The sequence below is a fragment of the Microbacterium ulmi genome (genome assembly GCF_011759705.1).
Classification (GTDB): domain Bacteria; phylum Actinomycetota; class Actinomycetes; order Actinomycetales; family Microbacteriaceae; genus Microbacterium; species Microbacterium ulmi.
Genome location: NZ_JAAOZF010000001.1, coordinates 1,965,158 through 1,980,374 on the forward strand (window position 1 = coordinate 1,965,158; position 15,217 = coordinate 1,980,374).

Genomic DNA, 15,217 nt, shown 5'->3' on the forward strand with positions numbered 1-15,217 from the left:
TCCCCAGCGACTCTCGCGCAAAGGAGCGTCATGCCCACCCCCACTCCCGCCGACAAGTTCTCCTTCGGTCTCTGGACCGTCGGCTACAACGGCACCGACCCCTTCGGCGGCCCGACCCGCAAGCCCCTCGACGTCGTGCACGCCGTCGAGAAGCTCGCCGAGATCGGCGCCTACGGACTCACGTTCCACGACGACGACCTGTTCGCGTTCGGCTCGACCGACGCCGAGCGCCAGACGCAGATCGACCGCCTCAAGGGCGCGCTCGCCGACACGGGCCTCATCGTCCCGATGGCGACGACGAACCTGTTCAGCGCTCCCGTCTTCAAGGACGGCGGCCTCACGAGCAACGACCGTCAGGTGCGCCGCTTCGCCCTCCGCAAGCTCCTGCGCAACCTCGACCTCGCGGCCGAGCTCGGCGCCAAGACTTATGTCGCGTGGGGCGGCCGCGAAGGCGCCGAGTACGACTCGGCGAAGGACATCCGCGTCGCGCTCGACCGCTACAAGGAGGCCTTCGACTTCCTCGGCCAGTACGTCCTCGACAAGGGCTACGACATCCGCTTCGCGATCGAGCCCAAGCCGAACGAGCCCCGCGGCGACATCCTGCTCCCGACCGTGGGTCACGCGCTCGCCTTCATCAACGAGCTCGAGCACCCCGAGCTCGTGGGCCTGAACCCCGAGGTCGGCCACGAGCAGATGGCCGGGCTGAACTTCGCCAGCGGCATCGCCCAGGCCCTGTGGCACGGCAAGCTCTTCCACATCGACCTCAACGGCCAGCGCGGCATCAAGTACGACCAGGACCTCGTGTTCGGCCACGGCGACCTGCACAACGCGTTCGCCCTCGTCGACCTGCTCGAGAACGGCGGCGTGAACGGCGGCCCCTCGTACGACGGCCCGCGTCACTTCGACTACAAGCCGAGCCGCACCGAGGACGAGAACGGCGTCTGGGACTCGGCCAAGGCCAACATCCAGACCTACCTCCTCCTCAAGGAGCGCGCCGCTGCCTTCCGCGCCGACCCCGAGGTGCAGGCCGCGCTCGAGGCCTCGAAGGTCAACGAGCTCACGCAGCCGACGCTGAACGACGGCGAGACCGTCGCCGACCTCGTCGCCGACCGCTCGGCGTTCGAGGACTTCGACCCCGGCGTGTACTTCGGCGGCAAGGGCTTCGGCTTCGTCCGCCTGCAGCAGCTCGCGACCGAGCACCTGCTCGGCGCCCGCGGCTGACCCGCCGCAGCCGCCTCCAGGCCGCGAGAGAACAGCGGGTGGACGAGGGTGCGGGTTCTCCCCGAGCCCTCGTCCGCCACGTGCTCTCTCGCGGTTCGGTGCGTATGAGAGAGGAATGACATGACCCTCGTCATGGGAGTCGACTCGTCGACGCAGTCGTGCAAGGTCGTGATCACGGATGCCGCGACCGGCGCCGTCGTCCGTCAGGGCCGCGGCACGCACCCCGACGGCACCGAGGTCGACCCGGCCGCATGGTGGAGCGCCCTGCAGGACGCCATCGCGGCGGCGGGCGGACTCGACGACGTCGCCGCGTGGTCGGTCGGCGGTCAGCAGCACGGCATGGTCGCTCTCGACGCGGAGGGACGCGTCATCCGTCCCGCTCTGCTGTGGAACGACAACCGCTCCGCGGGGGCGGCGGCCGACCTGATCGCCGAGTTCGGCGCCGACCAGCTCGCGCAGCGCTCTGGCCTCGTGCCTGTCGCGTCCTTCACGATCACGAAGCTCCGGTGGCTGCGTGACCACGAGCCCGAGAACGCGGCGCGCGTCGCAGCCGTCGCGCTTCCCCATGACTGGCTGACGTGGCGCCTTCGCGGCTTCGGCCCCGCGGAGGAGTCGGCGCGCGGTCCCGTTCTCGAAGAGCTCGTGACGGACCGCTCGGACGCCTCGGGCACGGGCTACTGGAACCCCGCGACGGGCGGCTACGACCGCGACCTGCTGGCCGCGGCCCTGGGCCACGACGCGATCCTCCCGCGCGTGCTCGGCCCGTACGAATGGGTGGAGGACGAGTCCGGCCGCCGCGTCGCGCCCGGAGCGGGAGACAACGCCGGCGCCGCGTACGGACTCGGAGCGGGTCCGGGCGACGTCGTCGTCTCGATCGGCACATCGGGCACAGTCTTCGCCGTGAGCGAGGAGCGCACGATCGACCCGACCGGGACCGTCGCGGGCTTCGCCGACGCGGGCGGGCACTTCCTGCCGCTCGTCGCGACGCTCAACGCCGCCCGCGTCCTCGACGCGATCGGGCGACTGCTCGGCGTCGACCACGCCGAGCTCAGCCGCCTTGCGCTGTCGGCCGAGCCGGGGGCCGGCGGCCTCACGCTCATCCCGTACTTCGAGGGCGAGCGCACGCCGAACCTCCCCGACGCGACGGCGTCGCTGACGGGCATGACGCTGACCTCGACGACGCGCGAGAACCTGGCCCGCGCGGCGGTCGAGGGCATGCTGTCGGGCCTCGGCGCGGGCCTCGAGGCCCTGCGCGGCCTCGGCGTGCCCCTCGAGCGCGCGCTCCTCGTGGGAGGCGGCGCGCAGTCCGAGGCCGTGCGGGCGATCGCCCCGCTCGTGCTCGGCATCCCCGTCGAGGTTCCCGAGCCCGGCGAGTACGTCGCGCTCGGCGCCGCACGACAGGCCGCGGACGTCCTGGCCGCATAGCACGGATCCCCTCGCCTCGCCCGTCCCGCTCGCCGCGGGGCGGGCGACGCCGTTCCCGGCGGCGGACGCGGCTGACAGGATGGGGCCGATGGCCTCAGAACCGGATGCCGACGCCTCGCGATCCGAGCGGCTCGACGAGATCGCGACCGAGCTGTGCGCGCTGCCGCCCGCCGAGTTCACGGCCGCCCGCAACGCCCGTGCGGCCGCCGAGCCCGAGCGCGCGCTGGCGGCGGCGGTGAAGAGGCTCCCCAAGCCGTCCGTCGCGGCGTGGGCCGTGACGCTCCTCGTGCGGGAGGGGCGGCTCGGCGAGGCGCTCGAGCTGTCGGCCGCCCTGCGCGACGCGCAGGACGACCTCGACGCCGCCGAGCTCGCGAAGCTCGGCCGCCAGCGCCGCGCCCTCGTCGGGGCCCTCGCGGGGCAGGCGGCGACCCTCGCGCGAGATCGCGGCGTCGCCGTGAGCACGGCGGCGCGCGACGACGTGGAGCGCACGATCGACGCGGCGGTGCGGGATGCCGATGCCGCTGCCGCCGTCATGTCGGGGCGCCTCGTCCGCGGCCTCGCGGCCGACGGCGTCGACCCCGTGGACCTCGCAGGCGCCGTCGCGGGGAGCCTCCCGGGCGGCACGACGCCGGTCGTCGCGCCGCGCGACGACCTCGTGGAGCGGCGCGCGCGCCGCGAGGCGGAGCGCGCGGCGCGCGAGGCCGACCGTGCGGCGGCCGAGGCGGGGCGCGAGCTCTCGCGCCTGGACGACCGGCTGGTCCGTGCGCGGGAGCGTGCCGACCTGCTCGCGGAGCGCATCGGGGCCCTGCGCGCAGACCTCGCGCGGCTCGAGAGCGACGACGCCGCGGCCCGCGCCGCGGTCGCGCAGCTCGACGACGAGCGACGGGAGGCGGCATCCGTCGCCCGCGAGGCCGAGAGGAAGGCGGACGCGGCCCGGACGGCGCTCGACCGCGGCGCCGGGTCGTGAAGCACGTGACGAGCCCGCGCTGGGCGTTCGCGTTCTTCGCGGCGCTGCTCGCCCTCGTCGGCGCCGTCGTCGGCGTCGAGACGGTGCGGATCGTGGGCGACGCGCTCGAGCGGCCCGGCATCCCCGCGTTCTATGCGCAGCCGGATGGGGCCGCCGACGGCGACCCTGGCACTCTCGTGAAGGCCGACGAGCTCCTCGGAGCGCCGTTCGCGGCCCGCGCATGGCGGCTCATGTACCGCTCGACCGATGCGAACGGCGAACCCGTCGTCGTGACCGGCATCCTCGTCGTGCCGCTCGGGGTCGCACCGGCGGGGGGCCGCACGGTCGTCTCGTGGGCGCACCCGACGACGGGAGCCGCACCGGACTGCGCGCCGTCGTACGGCTTCGACCCGTTCATCGGCATCGAGGGACTGCGGTTCCTCCTCGACCGGGGCTTCGCCGTCGTCGCGACGGACTACGCCGGCATGGGCACCGACGGGCCCGACTCCTACCTCGTCGGCGCGACGGAGGGCAACGGCGTGCTCGACGCCGTGCGGGCGGCGCAGGCGATCCCCGAAGCCCGCGCGAGCGATCGTGTCGTCCTGTGGGGGCACTCGCAAGGCGGCCAGGCGGCGCTGTTCGCGGCGGAGCGCGCGGCGCAGTACGCGCCCGAGCTCGACATCCTCGCCGTCGCCGTCGCGGCTCCCGCCGCTGACCTCACAGCGCTCCTGAGCGCTCACCTCGACGACATCCAGGGCGTCACGATCGGCTCGTACGCCTTCACGGCCTTCGCGGAGGTCTACCGCGACACGGTCCCTGGTGTCGTCCTCGCGGACGTCCTCACGCCGCAGGCGCTCGAGATCGTGCCGACGATGAACCGGCTGTGCCTGCTCACGAACATCCCCGAGCTGCACCGCATCGGCGAACCGCTCGTCGGAGACTTCACGAGGGTCGACCCCACGACGACGGAGCCGTGGAAGAGCCTGCTCGAGCGGAACTCGGCGGGATCGACGCCCTTCGACGCTCCGCTGTTCATCGCGCAGGGGCTCGCCGACGAGCTCGTGGACGCCGACGACACGACCGGGTTCGCGGGGCACGAGGCATCCCTCGGCATGGACGTCACGTACCACGAGATCCCGTTCGCGAACCACGGCACCGTCGCGTACTTCTCGCTGCCCGGGATGCTGCGCTGGCTCGACGGCGTCGTCGCTCGCTGAGCACGCACACGCGGAGATGCGCGGTCGCTAGCCTGATGCCGTGGGGCGTCTGGACATGACCCTTTTCCTGATCCCGGTGCTGGCAGTGCTCGCACCGCTGCTCTCGCGCGGGCTCGGGCGGTGGGTGCGCGTGCCGATCGTCGTGTTCGAGCTCGTGCTCGGCATCGTGATCGGGCCCGCCGTGCTGGGCTGGGCGGGGACGTCCGCGTTCGTCGACACGCTGTCGGAGTTCGGCCTGGCGATGCTCTTCTTCGTCGCCGGCAACGAGATCGAGTTCGCGGCGTTCCGGGACCGCACAGGCCGCAACGCCGTCGGAGGCTGGCTCGTGAGCCTCGTCGCAGGCATCGCGGCGGGCTGGATCCTCGCCCCGGGCGAAGCCGCCGTCATCGTCGGGGTCGCGCTCAGCTCGACGGCGCTCGGCACGATCCTTCCCGTCCTGCGCGATGCGGGAGAGCTGCGCACGCCGTTCGGCCGTTCGATCGGCGCGATCGGGGCGGTGGGCGAGTTCGGACCGCTCATCGCGATCTCGATCTTCCTCGGCGGACGCCAGCCCGGCCCCGCGACGCTCGTGCTCCTCGCCTTCGGCGCTCTCGCGGCGCTCTCGGTCTGGTGGGCGTTCCAGGCGCCGCGCGGAGCGCTGCACCGGGTCGTCAACACGACGCTGCACACGTCGGGGCAGTTCGCGATCCGCGTCGTCTTCCTCATCCTCGCGGCGCTCGTCGCCGTGAGCATCGTCCTGGACCTCGACATGCTCCTCGGCGCGTTCACCGCGGGCATCGTGTGGCGGCTCGTGATGCGGGATGCCGCCGAGGCGGACCGCGAGGCCGTCGAGAGCAAGGTCGAGGCCGTCGCGTTCGGCTTCGTCGTGCCGGTGTTCTTCATCTACACGGGCGTCACGTTCGACCTCGCATCGCTCCTGGCCGACCCGCGTCTGCTCCTGCTGCTCCCGGTCGGGCTCGTCGCGCTGTTCGTCATCCGAGGGCTTCCCTCGATGCTCGCCGCTCCTGCGGGGGCGGGCGCGAGGGAGCGGATCTCGGTCGCGCTGTTCGGCGCGACGGGTCTGCCGATCATCGTCGCGGTGACGGCGATCGGTGTCGATCACGACATCATCGGCAGTCCCGAGGCGGCCGTGCTCGTGGGCGTCGGCATGCTCTCGGTGCTCCTGTTCCCGCTGCTTGCGACAGCGGTGCGCGCACGGCCCGCGGAGCAGGACGCCGGCGGGGGCGAGGCCGCGGCGGGGGCCGAGTGAGCGTCGCCGACCTGCTCGCGGCGGCGCGCGAGCGGCTCGCGGGCGCGCCGACCGAGGCGCTGGGCGAGCTCGTCGTGCCTCGACGCGTGCTCGGGATGCCGCGGGCCGCACGGATCGTGCCGCGCGGCGAGGCCTGGCACCTGGGTGCGCTGCTGCTGACGGCCGACCGCCTCCTCGCGACGGGCGAGATCGTCCGCGCGCGGGAGGAGGTCCGGCGCGGGTTCGCGGCGGAGTCGCAGCGCGCGAGGGCGGAGCTCGCGGCGGCGGCGCGCCGCGGCGGCTTTCCCGAGGGGACGACCGTGCACATCGGGTGGACGGTGCTCGATCCGGACGCGGTCGATCGGGACGAGGCATCCGGGCCCCTCTCGCTGCTCGCGGGGACGCCGAGCATCCGCTGGAGCCCGGGAGGCGGGCGCGTGCCGCTCGACCGCTATCTCGACGAACGGGTCGAGCTGCTGCGGCACCCTCCCGCGGGAGCGGGCTGACGCCGGCCGGAGTCGGCGCCGAGCATCCCGGTCTCAGACACGGGGCACGCGTCGCCGTCGCGTGCGCCTGCGTCGGGTGCGGCGCGGGTCAGACGGCCGGCCCGAACGCGCGGGCGAAGGCGCGCAGCATCCTCACCGGCTCCGTGACGGATGCCGCGAGCACGCGACCGGCGATGGCGTCGTAGTCGTTCGCCGCGAAGTAGCCGTCGTCGCGGTACACCGCCATGCGCTGCGTGAAGGCGCGCGTCGTGGGCTCCGGGTGGAACTGCGTCGCGTACAGCCGGTCGCCGACGCGGTACGCCTGAACGGGGCACGCCTCGTTCGTCGCGAGGAGCGTCGCGCCCTCCGGAAGCGCGGACGTCCCCTCCTTGTGGGCCGTCAGCGCCGTGAAGCTCCGGGCGAGGCCGCCCAGGATCGGGTCCGACTGGCCGTCCTTCGTGAGGCGCACCATGACCGGTCCCGTGTCCTCGGGATACGCGCGGCTCACCTCTCCGCCGAGCATGCGGGTCACGACGCCGATGCCGTAGCACGTGAAGACGGCCGCCGTCAGGGAGTCGGCCGCGGCCGCCGCGATCCGCTCCAGGTCGGACTCGAGGCGGCGCTGCACGTCGGTCTTCGTCGACTCGGGATCGGTCACGTTGAACGGGCTGCCGCCGACGAGGAAGCCGCCGAACCGCTCCGCGAAGTCGCGAGGCAGGGGATCGCGGACGAGATCGTGCTTCGCGACGTGCTCCGACTCGAGTCGCAGCGCCGTGCGGAAGGACTCGAACTCCGCTTCGGCGGCGCCCTGCTGCGGCCGGACGCAGACGTACAGCAGCGGCAGCGCGGTCATGAAGGGAGTCTAGGCGTGGCCGCGAATCCGGGCGAGAATGGAGCCGTGGACGTCCTGCTGGTTCCGGCTCGTGCACGGCCCGACGAGGCCGTCGCAGCGCTGCGCGAGGCCGCCGACGTCTACGGCTGGGGCCTCGACGCCGACCGCGCCGACGACGGCGGCGTGCGCGCGAGGGTCGTCCCCGGGACGTGCACCCGCCAGCCCGAGGCGCGCCGCGTGCTCGAGCGCGCACGAGCGACCCACGCCGATCTGCTCGCGGATGTCACGATCGAGCGCGCCGTCCGGACGCGCGCCTGACGGCATCCCGCACGTCATCCGGAGGATTTCTCGCGGGCGACGTATCACACGCGCCCTATCGCGCTCCTTCCCGGTGTGGACAGAATGGTCGGCATGGGCGCAGTCGAACGTCCGCAGCCCCACGACGGGGGCGACGACGACGTGCTCGGCACCGCGGAGAGCGGCACCGAGCACGACATCGAGCGCGGCACCGAGCATGACACCGAGCACGACATCGCGCGCTGGGAGCGCGCCGGCGCCTTCTTCGTGCGGTGGCTCAACGGCGAAGCGCGCGCGATGGACGACCTCGTGCGACTCATGTCGCCCGTCCTGTGGCACATCGTGCGCGCGTACGGGCTCGACAGCGCGCTCGCAGAAGACGTCGTTCAGACGACCTGGCTGACCCTCGTGCACAAGCACGACACGATCCACGATCCGCGGGCCGTGTCGGGGTGGCTCACGATCACGGCGCGCCGAGAGGCGTGGCGTGTGTCGAGACAGCACAGGAGAGCGGACGCGACCGACACCGTCGACCTCGAGCTGCGCCTGCCGGCGACGCCCTCCGCCGAGCACACGGCTGCCCTCAGCGACGAGTCGCGCCGGCTGTGGGATGCCGTCGGCCGGCTCGCCGAGCGCTGCCAGCGCCTCCTGCGGGTCATCGCCTTCGACGAGCGCCCCGACTACGCGCACCTGGCGGAGGAGCTGAAGATGCCGATCGGATCGATCGGACCGACTCGCCAGCGGTGCCTCGGCAAGCTCCGGGAACTGCTCGAGGCAGAAGGACAGGGGAGGAGCGCATGAACAGCGCAGACCACGCGGCCGCAGACGCGGCCCTTTTCGCACGGATGCGGGCACTGTGGGAGAGGATCGATCCCGTGCCCGCGGGCCTGGTCGACCGGATGGTCGCAGCCGTCGCGGTGGAAGACCTCTCTCGCGAGTACGCGCTGCTGACGCTCGTCGAGACGGCGGGACTCGCGGCCGTGCGCGGCGAGAGCGACACGGCGACGCTGCAGTTCACCGACGGCGACGTCACGGTGCTGCTCCACGTCACGATGACCGAGAGCGGTTCGCGCCGCGTCGACGGCTGGGTCGACTCCGAGGCCCTCGCGATCCGGCTCGCCCAGGGCGACCGCGAGTGGTCGGTCGGCGCGGGCGAGCACGGGCGGTTCGCGTTCGACGACGTGCCCCCCGGGATGTCGCGGGTGCGCCTCGTCGTCCGCGATGCGGACGGCGATCTGCGCGACTTCCAGACGCCCCAGTTCGAAGTGTGATCGGAAGACGGAGACCCGATGTCCATCAACTCCCGGAGCACGCCCCCGCCGTCGCGCGGGTGGCGCCGTCGCGCCGCCGACCGCGTGCAGGTCGCGGCGCTCGACCCGGCTCTCGCCGCGCCGGGCGCGCCGCCCGTGTATCCCACCGTGTACGAGCCGGACGTTCTGCTCGTCGCGCCGGTCGAGGGCGACCGGGATCTCGATGCGAGGATCACGCGACTCAAGGACATCGCCCGACGCCTCGGCTGGACGGTCACGGGCGAAGAGCTGGAGAAGCCGCTCGACCGGGATCGCCGCCGCGCCGAGGGGATCGCGGAGAGCATCCGAGCGCGGATCTCGGTCGCTCCACGGACGAACCCCGCCAAGCCCGTGCAGCGCCCCGACGCGTGGCGCCTGCTCGTGGAGGCCCGACGCCAGGGAGTGCCGGGAGTCAGCCTCAATCACGTCCTCTCGGTCGACACCCTCGGAGTGAACCCCTTCACGGGCAATCCGTTCACCGGGAACCCCTTCACGGGCAACCCGTTCACAGGCAATCCGTTCACGGGAAACCCGTTCACCGGCAACGGCGGCGGCATGGCCGGCTACGCGTATCCGGGCTTCGGCGGGCGTCAGCCCGTCCTGTACGCCGGACCGGCGCCCGATGCCGGGGAGGGTGCAGGCGCCGAGCGCCCGGTCGTCGCGATCCTCGACACCGGATGCGGCGCCCACGCCTGGCTCGGCGCCGACGTCGTCATCGCGGAGGACGACCCCGACTACGGCGGGATCCTCGGCGTCGGCGATCCCGACACGGATCCCGAGGTCCATCCGTCGCAGGGCGACCCGCTCGACGGCGTCATCGACATCGCGTCGGGTCACGGCACCTTCATCGCGGGCATCGTCCGGCAGGCGTGCCCGTCCGCGAGGATCCTTCCCGTGCGGGTGTCCAACAGCGCCGGGATCATCCTCGAGAGCGATCTGCTCGGCGCCCTCGGGCGGCTCGTCGCCCTCGTCGAGGCGAAGCATCCGATCCACGTCCTGAACCTGTCGTTCAGCTTCTACCACGAGTCGTCCGACTCGTCGACGATCGACTCCGAGCTGTATGCGCTGCTGAAGCGGCTGCGCGCGGGCCGGACGACGATCGTGTGCTCGGCGGGCAACGACGCGACGGATCGGCCGTCGTCGCCGGCATCTCTGCACGCCTGGGACGGCAACGAGTACGGACTCACGCCCGAACAGGAGAAGGCCGACGGGCTCGCCCCTCACGTCGTGGTGGGCGCGCTCAACCCTTCGGGACGTTCGACGGCCCTCTTCTCGAACGTCGGCGACTGGGTCGACGTCTATGCGAAGGGCGTCGCGATCGTCTCCGCGATCCCCCGATGGGAGGCCGGCGGCATCCAGGCCGATCTCCGCGCAGACGAGTATGGCAAGCGGCGTGAGACGTTCGACGTCGACGACTTCGGCAGCGGCTTCGCGGTCTGGAGCGGAACCTCGTTCGCGGCGCCGCTCGTCGCAGGCGGCATCGCGCAGATGATCGCGACAGGGCGGACGCCGGCGGGGGCGGCCATCGCCGAGAAGAGCACGCTGGAGGATGCCGTGGCCCAGGTCGTCGACGATTTCATCGCGGAGGACGAGTCGGGGCTCCACGGCACCGCGTAAAGGCGGCATCCTGGTGAAGTGACGCTTTCCGCGCGGGAGCTGTACCGTCGTGCGCGCGCCGACCTCAACGCAGGTCGCAATGCCTCCGCGCGCCGGATGCTCGCGCGCGCCGCGGCGGCCACGGACGACGGCGATCTCCGCGCACGCATCGCGGGGTCGCTCGCGGCCGTCACGATCCGTCAGGGCGACCCCGCGGCGGCGGAGCGGATGTGCCGGGCGGCACTCGCGCTGCCGGGCCTGTCGCCGACCACAGCGGCGATGCTGCAGGGTCAGCTGGGGCTCCTGGCGCTCGAGCAGGGCGACCTCGATCAGGCCATGGCGTGGCTCGACAAGGGCATCGCAGGGATCGGCGACGAGGTCGAGCATCGCGCGCCGATGCTGCTCAACCGCAGCGTCGCGCACGCGCAGGCGGGCCGCCTGCCCGAGGCGCGCGCGGATCTGGAGCGCGCCGTGCCGGACTACGCGGCGACGGGGAACGCCGTCGAACGAGCCATGGCGGTCCACAACGCGGGCTACGTGGCCCTGCTCGAGGGAGACCTCGTCGCCGCTCTCGAGACGATGGGCGAGGCGCGCGACGTCCTCGCGTCGGCCTCCGCCGTCAACGCCGCGATCTGCGAGCGCGACCGTGCCGAGGTCTTCCGCGACGCGGGGCTCGCGAAGAACGCCGAGCAGAGCCTCACCCGCGTCACCCAGGTCTTCGCTGCACATCGCATGCGCCAGGCGCGCGGCGAGGCCGAGTTCCAGCTCGCGCGATCGCTGCTCACGCACGATCCCGAGGAGGCGGCGAAGGTCGCGGCGGTCGCGGCGCGGAGATTCCGTGCGATCGGCAGTGACGGATGGGCGCTGCGCGCCGACGGCCTCCGGCTGCGTGCGCTGCTCGCGGTCACCGCGGACGCACCCCGCTCCGCCCGCTCGGCGCCCGACGCCGGCGAGGTCGACGAGGTCGTCTCCGCGCTCGAGGCGCGGCACCTGCGCGCGGAGGCGTCGGCCCTGCGCCTCTCGCAGGAGCTGTGGCTCGCGAGTCATCGCGGACGGTCCGGGCCGGCGCCGCGGCGCATCCGCGTGTCGCGGGACGCGCCCATCCAGGTGCGGCTGCTCGCCCACGAGGTGCGGGCGGCGCGCGCGGCCGCACAGGGCGACGGCAGCGGGACGCGGCGCCACGCGGCGGCGGGGCTGGATGAGCTCGCGGGCTGGCAGGCGGCGTTCGGCAGCCTCGACCTCGCTACGGCGCTCATCGTCCACGGCAAGGGGCTCATCTTCGCGGGGCTGCAGTCGGCTGCACGATCGGGACGCGCCGATGTCGTCTTCGAGTGGTCGGAGCGCGCACGCCACTTGAGCCAGCAGGTGGTCCCGCTGCGACCCCCTCCCGATGCCCGCCTCGCGGCCGACCTCGCAGCGCTGCGACAGCTGCGCTCCGAGAGCGGCGCCGACTGGCTCTCGCAGCCGCGCGCCGCCGAGCTCAGCGAGCGGGTGCGGCGGCGCCAGTGGGCGGCGACGCGCGCGGCCGGCACCCGGGAGCGCATCTCGCTCGAGGCGCTGCGCGACGAGCTGCCCTCGGGCACCGCCTTCGTGACCTACATCTTCGACGGGACGGACTTCACGGCGGTCGTCGTCGTCGACGGAGCGGCGCACGTCGTGCGCCTCGGCGGGTGGGCGCAGGTCCGGCCCGCGCTCGCGCGGCTGCGTGCAGACCTCGACGTCGCGGCATCCGTCCGCTCGGGGCCCCTCGCGAGCGTCATCCAGCGCACGCTCGACGAGTCGCTCGCAACCCTCTCATCGGTGCTTCTCGGGCCCGTGCTCGGCCGCATCGGAGACCGGCGCGTCGTGCTGACGGTGCCCGGCATCCTGGGCGGCATCCCCTGGGCGATGTTCCCCGCCATGGTGGGCCGCGCGTTCACGATCGCGACGTCGGCGACGGAGTGGGTGACGGATCGATCGCACGCGACCATGCCCGGCACCGGGTTCGTCGTCGGACCGCGGGTTCCGCGCGCGGGCGAGGAGGTCGCCCGCGCATCGTCGGCCTGGGCGGAGGCACACGTGCTCTCGGGCGAGCGCGCGACGATCGATGCGACGACCCGGCTCGCATCCGGCGTCGGCACTCTCCACATCGCGGCGCACGGACGGCACACGGTCGAGAATCCGCTCTTCTCGGGTCTCGAGCTCGCCGACGGCACCCTGTTCGGCTATGACATCGACCTCATGCCGGAGGTGCCGCAGACGGTCGTGCTGTCGGCATGCGAAGTCGGGCGGTCGTCGGTGCGCTGGGGCGAGGAGGCGATCGGGATGACGCGCATCTGGCTGCACGCCGGCTCGCGGTGCGTCATCGCATCGCCCGTCGTCGTCGCCGACGACGACGCCTGCGAGCTGCTCGCGGCCACGCATGAGGGCCTGGCGCGAGGAGACACCCCCGCCGACGCGCTCGCCGCCGCGGCGGAGCGCACGGGAGTCGTCGCGCCGTTCCAGGCGCACGGATCCGGATTCTGAGAATTTCCCGCCGCCGATGTATCAGGGTCGCCCCATCCTGCTCTGACACTGTGACGACGTCGGAGCGGCGAGGGCGTGGGGGCCCGATCCGCTTCCCGTCGGAGGCCGTTCCCACCACGCGACTCTGGGGAAACGCGGGAACGGCGGACGTCGTCGAGCCGGAGGATGGCCGCGCTGCTCGGGTCAGGCGGCCTCCTCCGGCCACGGCGTGCGTGCGGATGCCGTGACCGCTGCGGTGCGACGAGGGCCGTGCGGAGCGACGAGGGCCGTGCGGAGCCGTGCGTTGTGCCGGGCCGGGTCGGGCTTCGCTGTGCCGCTGCGCTGTGCCGCTGCGCTGTGCCGGTGTGCCGTGCCCTGCTGTGCCGCTCCGGCCGGGCCGCTGAGGTCCGGCCGCTCAGCGCCGCGAGGAGTTCGCCGTGCGACCGCGGACGATCCCGACGAACGCCTCCACCGAGGCCGTCGTGCCGTGGGCGGGCCACGCGAGCGCGACGGTCGACGGGGCGGCCGCGCGCAGCGGACGGTACTCGGCATCCTTGCGGTGATGCAGCCGCGCGAGCGACATGGGCACGACGACGACGCCGACGCCCGCCGCGACCGTCGCGATGGCATCGCCCGTCGTCGTGGGAGCCTCGAAGGAGGGTGCGACGGTGCCGGGGATCAGGATGCCGAGCACGTCGTCGGCGGGCGTGACGAGCACTTCGCCCTCGAGATCGGCCGGGTCGAGCTCGTCGGCGGCCGTCAGGTGCGAGTCGGCCGGCACGACCACGACGGGCGCTTCGTCGTACAGCGGGATGACATGCAGGCCGGTCGTGTCGAGGGGAAGCCGCACGAGGGCCGCGTCGACCGAGCCGTCGAGGAGGGCTTCGCGCTGACGGGCCACCTCGAGCGGGACGAGCTCGAGAGCGGTGCGCGGCATCCGCTCGCGCCACACGTCGATCCACTTGCCCGGCGTCGCCCCCGGGATGGCGCCGAGCCGGAACGGGCCCGGCTGAGACGGCTCGGCGACGGGCGCAGCCTTCGGCGTGTTCCCGGATGCGCGCCGTTTCGCGGGCTTGCCGGTTGCGGGCCGTTTCGCGGCATCCCGCCCCCGTCCGCCCGTGCGCGCCCGCGACCCGCCGCCCTTCGCCATGCATTCAGGCTATCGGGGGCGCTAGGGTTCGCTCATGGTGGCGATCATCGCGACGGTCTTCGGGGCATTGGCGGCATTGCTGCACGTCTACATCTTCGTGATGGAGAGCGTGCAGTGGACCCAGCCGCGGATCTGGAAGCGGTTCGGCGTCGAGGACCAGGCCGCCGCCGACACGACGAAGCCGATGGCGTACAACCAGGGCTTCTACAACCTCTTCCTCGCGGTGGGCGCGACGCTCGGCATCGTGCTGTTCTGGGCGGGCGATGCAGCGACCGTGGCGGATGTCGCGGGGCGGACGCTCGTGCTCTTCTGCCTCGGGTCGATGGTCGCGGCATCCCTCGTGCTGCTCTCGAGCGGATCGAAGTACCTGCGCGCCGCGCTCACTCAGGGCGCGCTCCCGCTCGTGGGGTTCGTGCTCTTCCTGTTCGCCTAGCGAGGGGCGCCTGGCGCGCGCGACGGTGCTGCGAGCCCGAGCCCGAGCCGCAGGCTCTGTTGCGAGCCCATGAGCGGGGCGGCGGGACCTATGCCGCGAGCCTGAGCCCGCGACGGTCGGTCGCGACCTGCTCGCCGTCGCCGATCGTCTCGTCGTCGCCGATGAGCGACCCGACCGCCACGCGCGCCTCGCGCCCGACCTGCGTGCGCACGCCGATCTTGGCGCCTGCGCCGATCGCGGCTCGCACGCCGATGTGCGCGTGCGCCTGGATGTCGGCATCCGGGCCGATCACGGCATCCGTCTCGACCCATACGCCGCGGCCGACGTGCGCGCCCGCGGCGATCTGCACGCCCGGCTCGACATACGCGCCCGCCTCGACGACGGCGCTCGGGTGGACCTTGGCCCCGTGCGCGACGAGGCCGCGTCCGTTGACGTGCTTGCGATAGCGCAGCGTCTCGCCCCGGTCGTTCTCGATGTCGACGTAGTTCTTGCCCAAAGTGTTCGCCTCCTGCGGCCCCATGGGGGCCGGTAAGGAAACAACCACGGAGGGGGTCGATTCATTCCCGTGCACGGATCCCGCGGCACCTCTCTCGGCCGTCGTGCGAGCGAGGGGA

The 15,217-nt window shown here is 73.1% G+C and carries 15 protein-coding genes; 12 read left to right on the forward strand and 3 right to left on the reverse strand.

Annotated features, from left to right (window positions below):
- The first annotated feature begins 30 nt into the window (after positions 1-30).
- From xylA to FHS08_RS09310, 6 genes are all read left to right on the forward strand, one after another.
- Positions 31-1,221, forward strand: coding sequence for a xylose isomerase (gene xylA, locus FHS08_RS09285; RefSeq protein WP_167038292.1), 1,191 nt, complete (start codon positions 31-33; stop codon positions 1,219-1,221).
- Positions 1,222-1,341: 120 nt separating this feature from the next.
- On the forward strand, positions 1,342-2,646 hold the full coding sequence (locus FHS08_RS09290; RefSeq protein ID WP_170283250.1) for a xylulokinase: 1,305 nt from the start codon (positions 1,342-1,344) through the stop codon (positions 2,644-2,646).
- An 88-nt stretch (positions 2,647-2,734) separates the two neighbouring features.
- Positions 2,735-3,613 carry a transposase gene (locus tag FHS08_RS09295; protein WP_167038294.1) on the forward strand — a complete coding sequence of 293 codons (879 nt, stop codon included), beginning with the start codon at positions 2,735-2,737 and terminating at the stop codon, positions 3,611-3,613.
- Positions 3,610-4,809: an alpha/beta fold hydrolase gene (locus FHS08_RS09300; protein ID WP_341800375.1), complete on the forward strand. Its 1,200-nt coding sequence runs from the start codon at positions 3,610-3,612 to the stop codon at positions 4,807-4,809. The genes FHS08_RS09295 and FHS08_RS09300 overlap by 4 nt, the downstream gene beginning before the upstream one ends.
- 55 nt (positions 4,810-4,864) lie before the next feature.
- On the forward strand, positions 4,865-6,058 hold the full coding sequence (locus FHS08_RS09305; protein WP_167038296.1) for a cation:proton antiporter: 1,194 nt from the start codon (positions 4,865-4,867) through the stop codon (positions 6,056-6,058).
- Positions 6,055-6,543 (forward strand): glutaminase, encoded by a 489-nt coding sequence (locus FHS08_RS09310; RefSeq protein WP_167038298.1) that lies wholly within the window; start codon positions 6,055-6,057, stop codon positions 6,541-6,543. The genes FHS08_RS09305 and FHS08_RS09310 overlap by 4 nt, the downstream gene beginning before the upstream one ends.
- Before the next feature lie 88 nt (positions 6,544-6,631).
- Here the strand turns inward: FHS08_RS09310 and FHS08_RS09315 are convergent, their stop codons facing one another.
- Positions 6,632-7,375 (reverse strand): glutamine amidotransferase-related protein, encoded by a 744-nt coding sequence (locus tag FHS08_RS09315; RefSeq protein WP_167038300.1) that lies wholly within the window; start codon positions 7,373-7,375, stop codon positions 6,632-6,634.
- Positions 7,376-7,420: 45 nt separating this feature from the next.
- Between FHS08_RS09315 and FHS08_RS09320 the strand changes: the two genes are divergently transcribed.
- The 5 genes from FHS08_RS09320 to FHS08_RS09345 all read left to right on the forward strand — a co-directional run bounded on the left by FHS08_RS09320 (position 7,421) and on the right by FHS08_RS09345 (position 13,041).
- Entirely contained in the window at positions 7,421-7,672 is a 252-nt protein-coding gene (locus FHS08_RS09320; protein ID WP_167038302.1) for a hypothetical protein, read from the forward strand.
- A gap of 93 nt (positions 7,673-7,765) precedes the next feature.
- Positions 7,766-8,452 carry an RNA polymerase sigma factor gene (locus FHS08_RS09325; RefSeq protein ID WP_167038304.1) on the forward strand — a complete coding sequence of 229 codons (687 nt, stop codon included), beginning with the start codon at positions 7,766-7,768 and terminating at the stop codon, positions 8,450-8,452.
- Positions 8,449-8,922, forward strand: a complete 474-nt coding sequence (locus FHS08_RS09330; protein ID WP_167038306.1) for a hypothetical protein — start codon at positions 8,449-8,451, stop codon at positions 8,920-8,922. Before FHS08_RS09325 ends, FHS08_RS09330 begins: the two co-directional genes overlap by 4 nt.
- An 18-nt stretch (positions 8,923-8,940) precedes the next feature.
- Positions 8,941-10,557, forward strand: a complete 1,617-nt coding sequence (locus tag FHS08_RS09340) for a S8/S53 family peptidase (RefSeq protein WP_243847270.1) — start codon at positions 8,941-8,943, stop codon at positions 10,555-10,557.
- A gap of 18 nt (positions 10,558-10,575) precedes the next feature.
- Positions 10,576-13,041: a CHAT domain-containing protein gene (locus tag FHS08_RS09345; protein WP_167038312.1), complete on the forward strand. Its 2,466-nt coding sequence runs from the start codon at positions 10,576-10,578 to the stop codon at positions 13,039-13,041.
- 394 nt (positions 13,042-13,435) lie between these two features.
- On the opposite strand, the gene FHS08_RS09350 is transcribed toward FHS08_RS09345, so the two are convergent.
- Complete coding sequence (locus FHS08_RS09350; protein ID WP_167038314.1) at positions 13,436-14,170, reverse strand: LysR substrate-binding domain-containing protein; 735 nt, start codon at positions 14,168-14,170, stop codon at positions 13,436-13,438.
- Positions 14,171-14,204: 34 nt separating this feature from the next.
- Between FHS08_RS09350 and FHS08_RS09355 the strand changes: the two genes are divergently transcribed.
- The gene (locus FHS08_RS09355) at positions 14,205-14,603 is read left to right on the forward strand and encodes a DUF1304 domain-containing protein (RefSeq protein ID WP_170283267.1); all 399 of its coding nucleotides are present in this window, start codon (positions 14,205-14,207) and stop codon (positions 14,601-14,603) included.
- Between the two features lie 88 nt (positions 14,604-14,691).
- On the opposite strand, the gene FHS08_RS09360 is transcribed toward FHS08_RS09355, so the two are convergent.
- Positions 14,692-15,099, reverse strand: coding sequence for a transferase (locus FHS08_RS09360; RefSeq protein ID WP_167038316.1), 408 nt, complete (start codon positions 15,097-15,099; stop codon positions 14,692-14,694).
- Positions 15,100-15,217 lie beyond the last annotated feature (118 nt).

Excerpts from the sequence above, each read along its gene's own strand:
- FHS08_RS09305 (WP_167038296.1), top strand. The coding sequence starts at position 4,865 with ATGACCCTTTTCCTGATCCCGGTGCTGGCAGTGCTCGCACCGCTGCTC.
- FHS08_RS09325 (WP_167038304.1), top strand. The coding sequence starts at position 7,766 with ATGGGCGCAGTCGAACGTCCGCAGCCCCACGACGGGGGCGACGACGAC.
- FHS08_RS09295 (WP_167038294.1), top strand. The coding sequence starts at position 2,735 with ATGGCCTCAGAACCGGATGCCGACGCCTCGCGATCCGAGCGGCTCGAC.
- FHS08_RS09290 (WP_170283250.1), top strand. The coding sequence starts at position 1,342 with ATGACCCTCGTCATGGGAGTCGACTCGTCGACGCAGTCGTGCAAGGTC.
- FHS08_RS09340 (WP_243847270.1), top strand. The coding sequence starts at position 8,941 with ATGTCCATCAACTCCCGGAGCACGCCCCCGCCGTCGCGCGGGTGGCGC.
- FHS08_RS09355 (WP_170283267.1), top strand. The coding sequence starts at position 14,205 with ATGGTGGCGATCATCGCGACGGTCTTCGGGGCATTGGCGGCATTGCTG.
- FHS08_RS09330 (WP_167038306.1), top strand. The coding sequence starts at position 8,449 with ATGAACAGCGCAGACCACGCGGCCGCAGACGCGGCCCTTTTCGCACGG.
- FHS08_RS09315 (WP_167038300.1), bottom strand. The coding sequence starts at position 7,375 with ATGACCGCGCTGCCGCTGCTGTACGTCTGCGTCCGGCCGCAGCAGGGC.
- FHS08_RS09350 (WP_167038314.1), bottom strand. The coding sequence starts at position 14,170 with ATGGCGAAGGGCGGCGGGTCGCGGGCGCGCACGGGCGGACGGGGGCGG.
- xylA (WP_167038292.1), top strand. The coding sequence starts at position 31 with ATGCCCACCCCCACTCCCGCCGACAAGTTCTCCTTCGGTCTCTGGACC.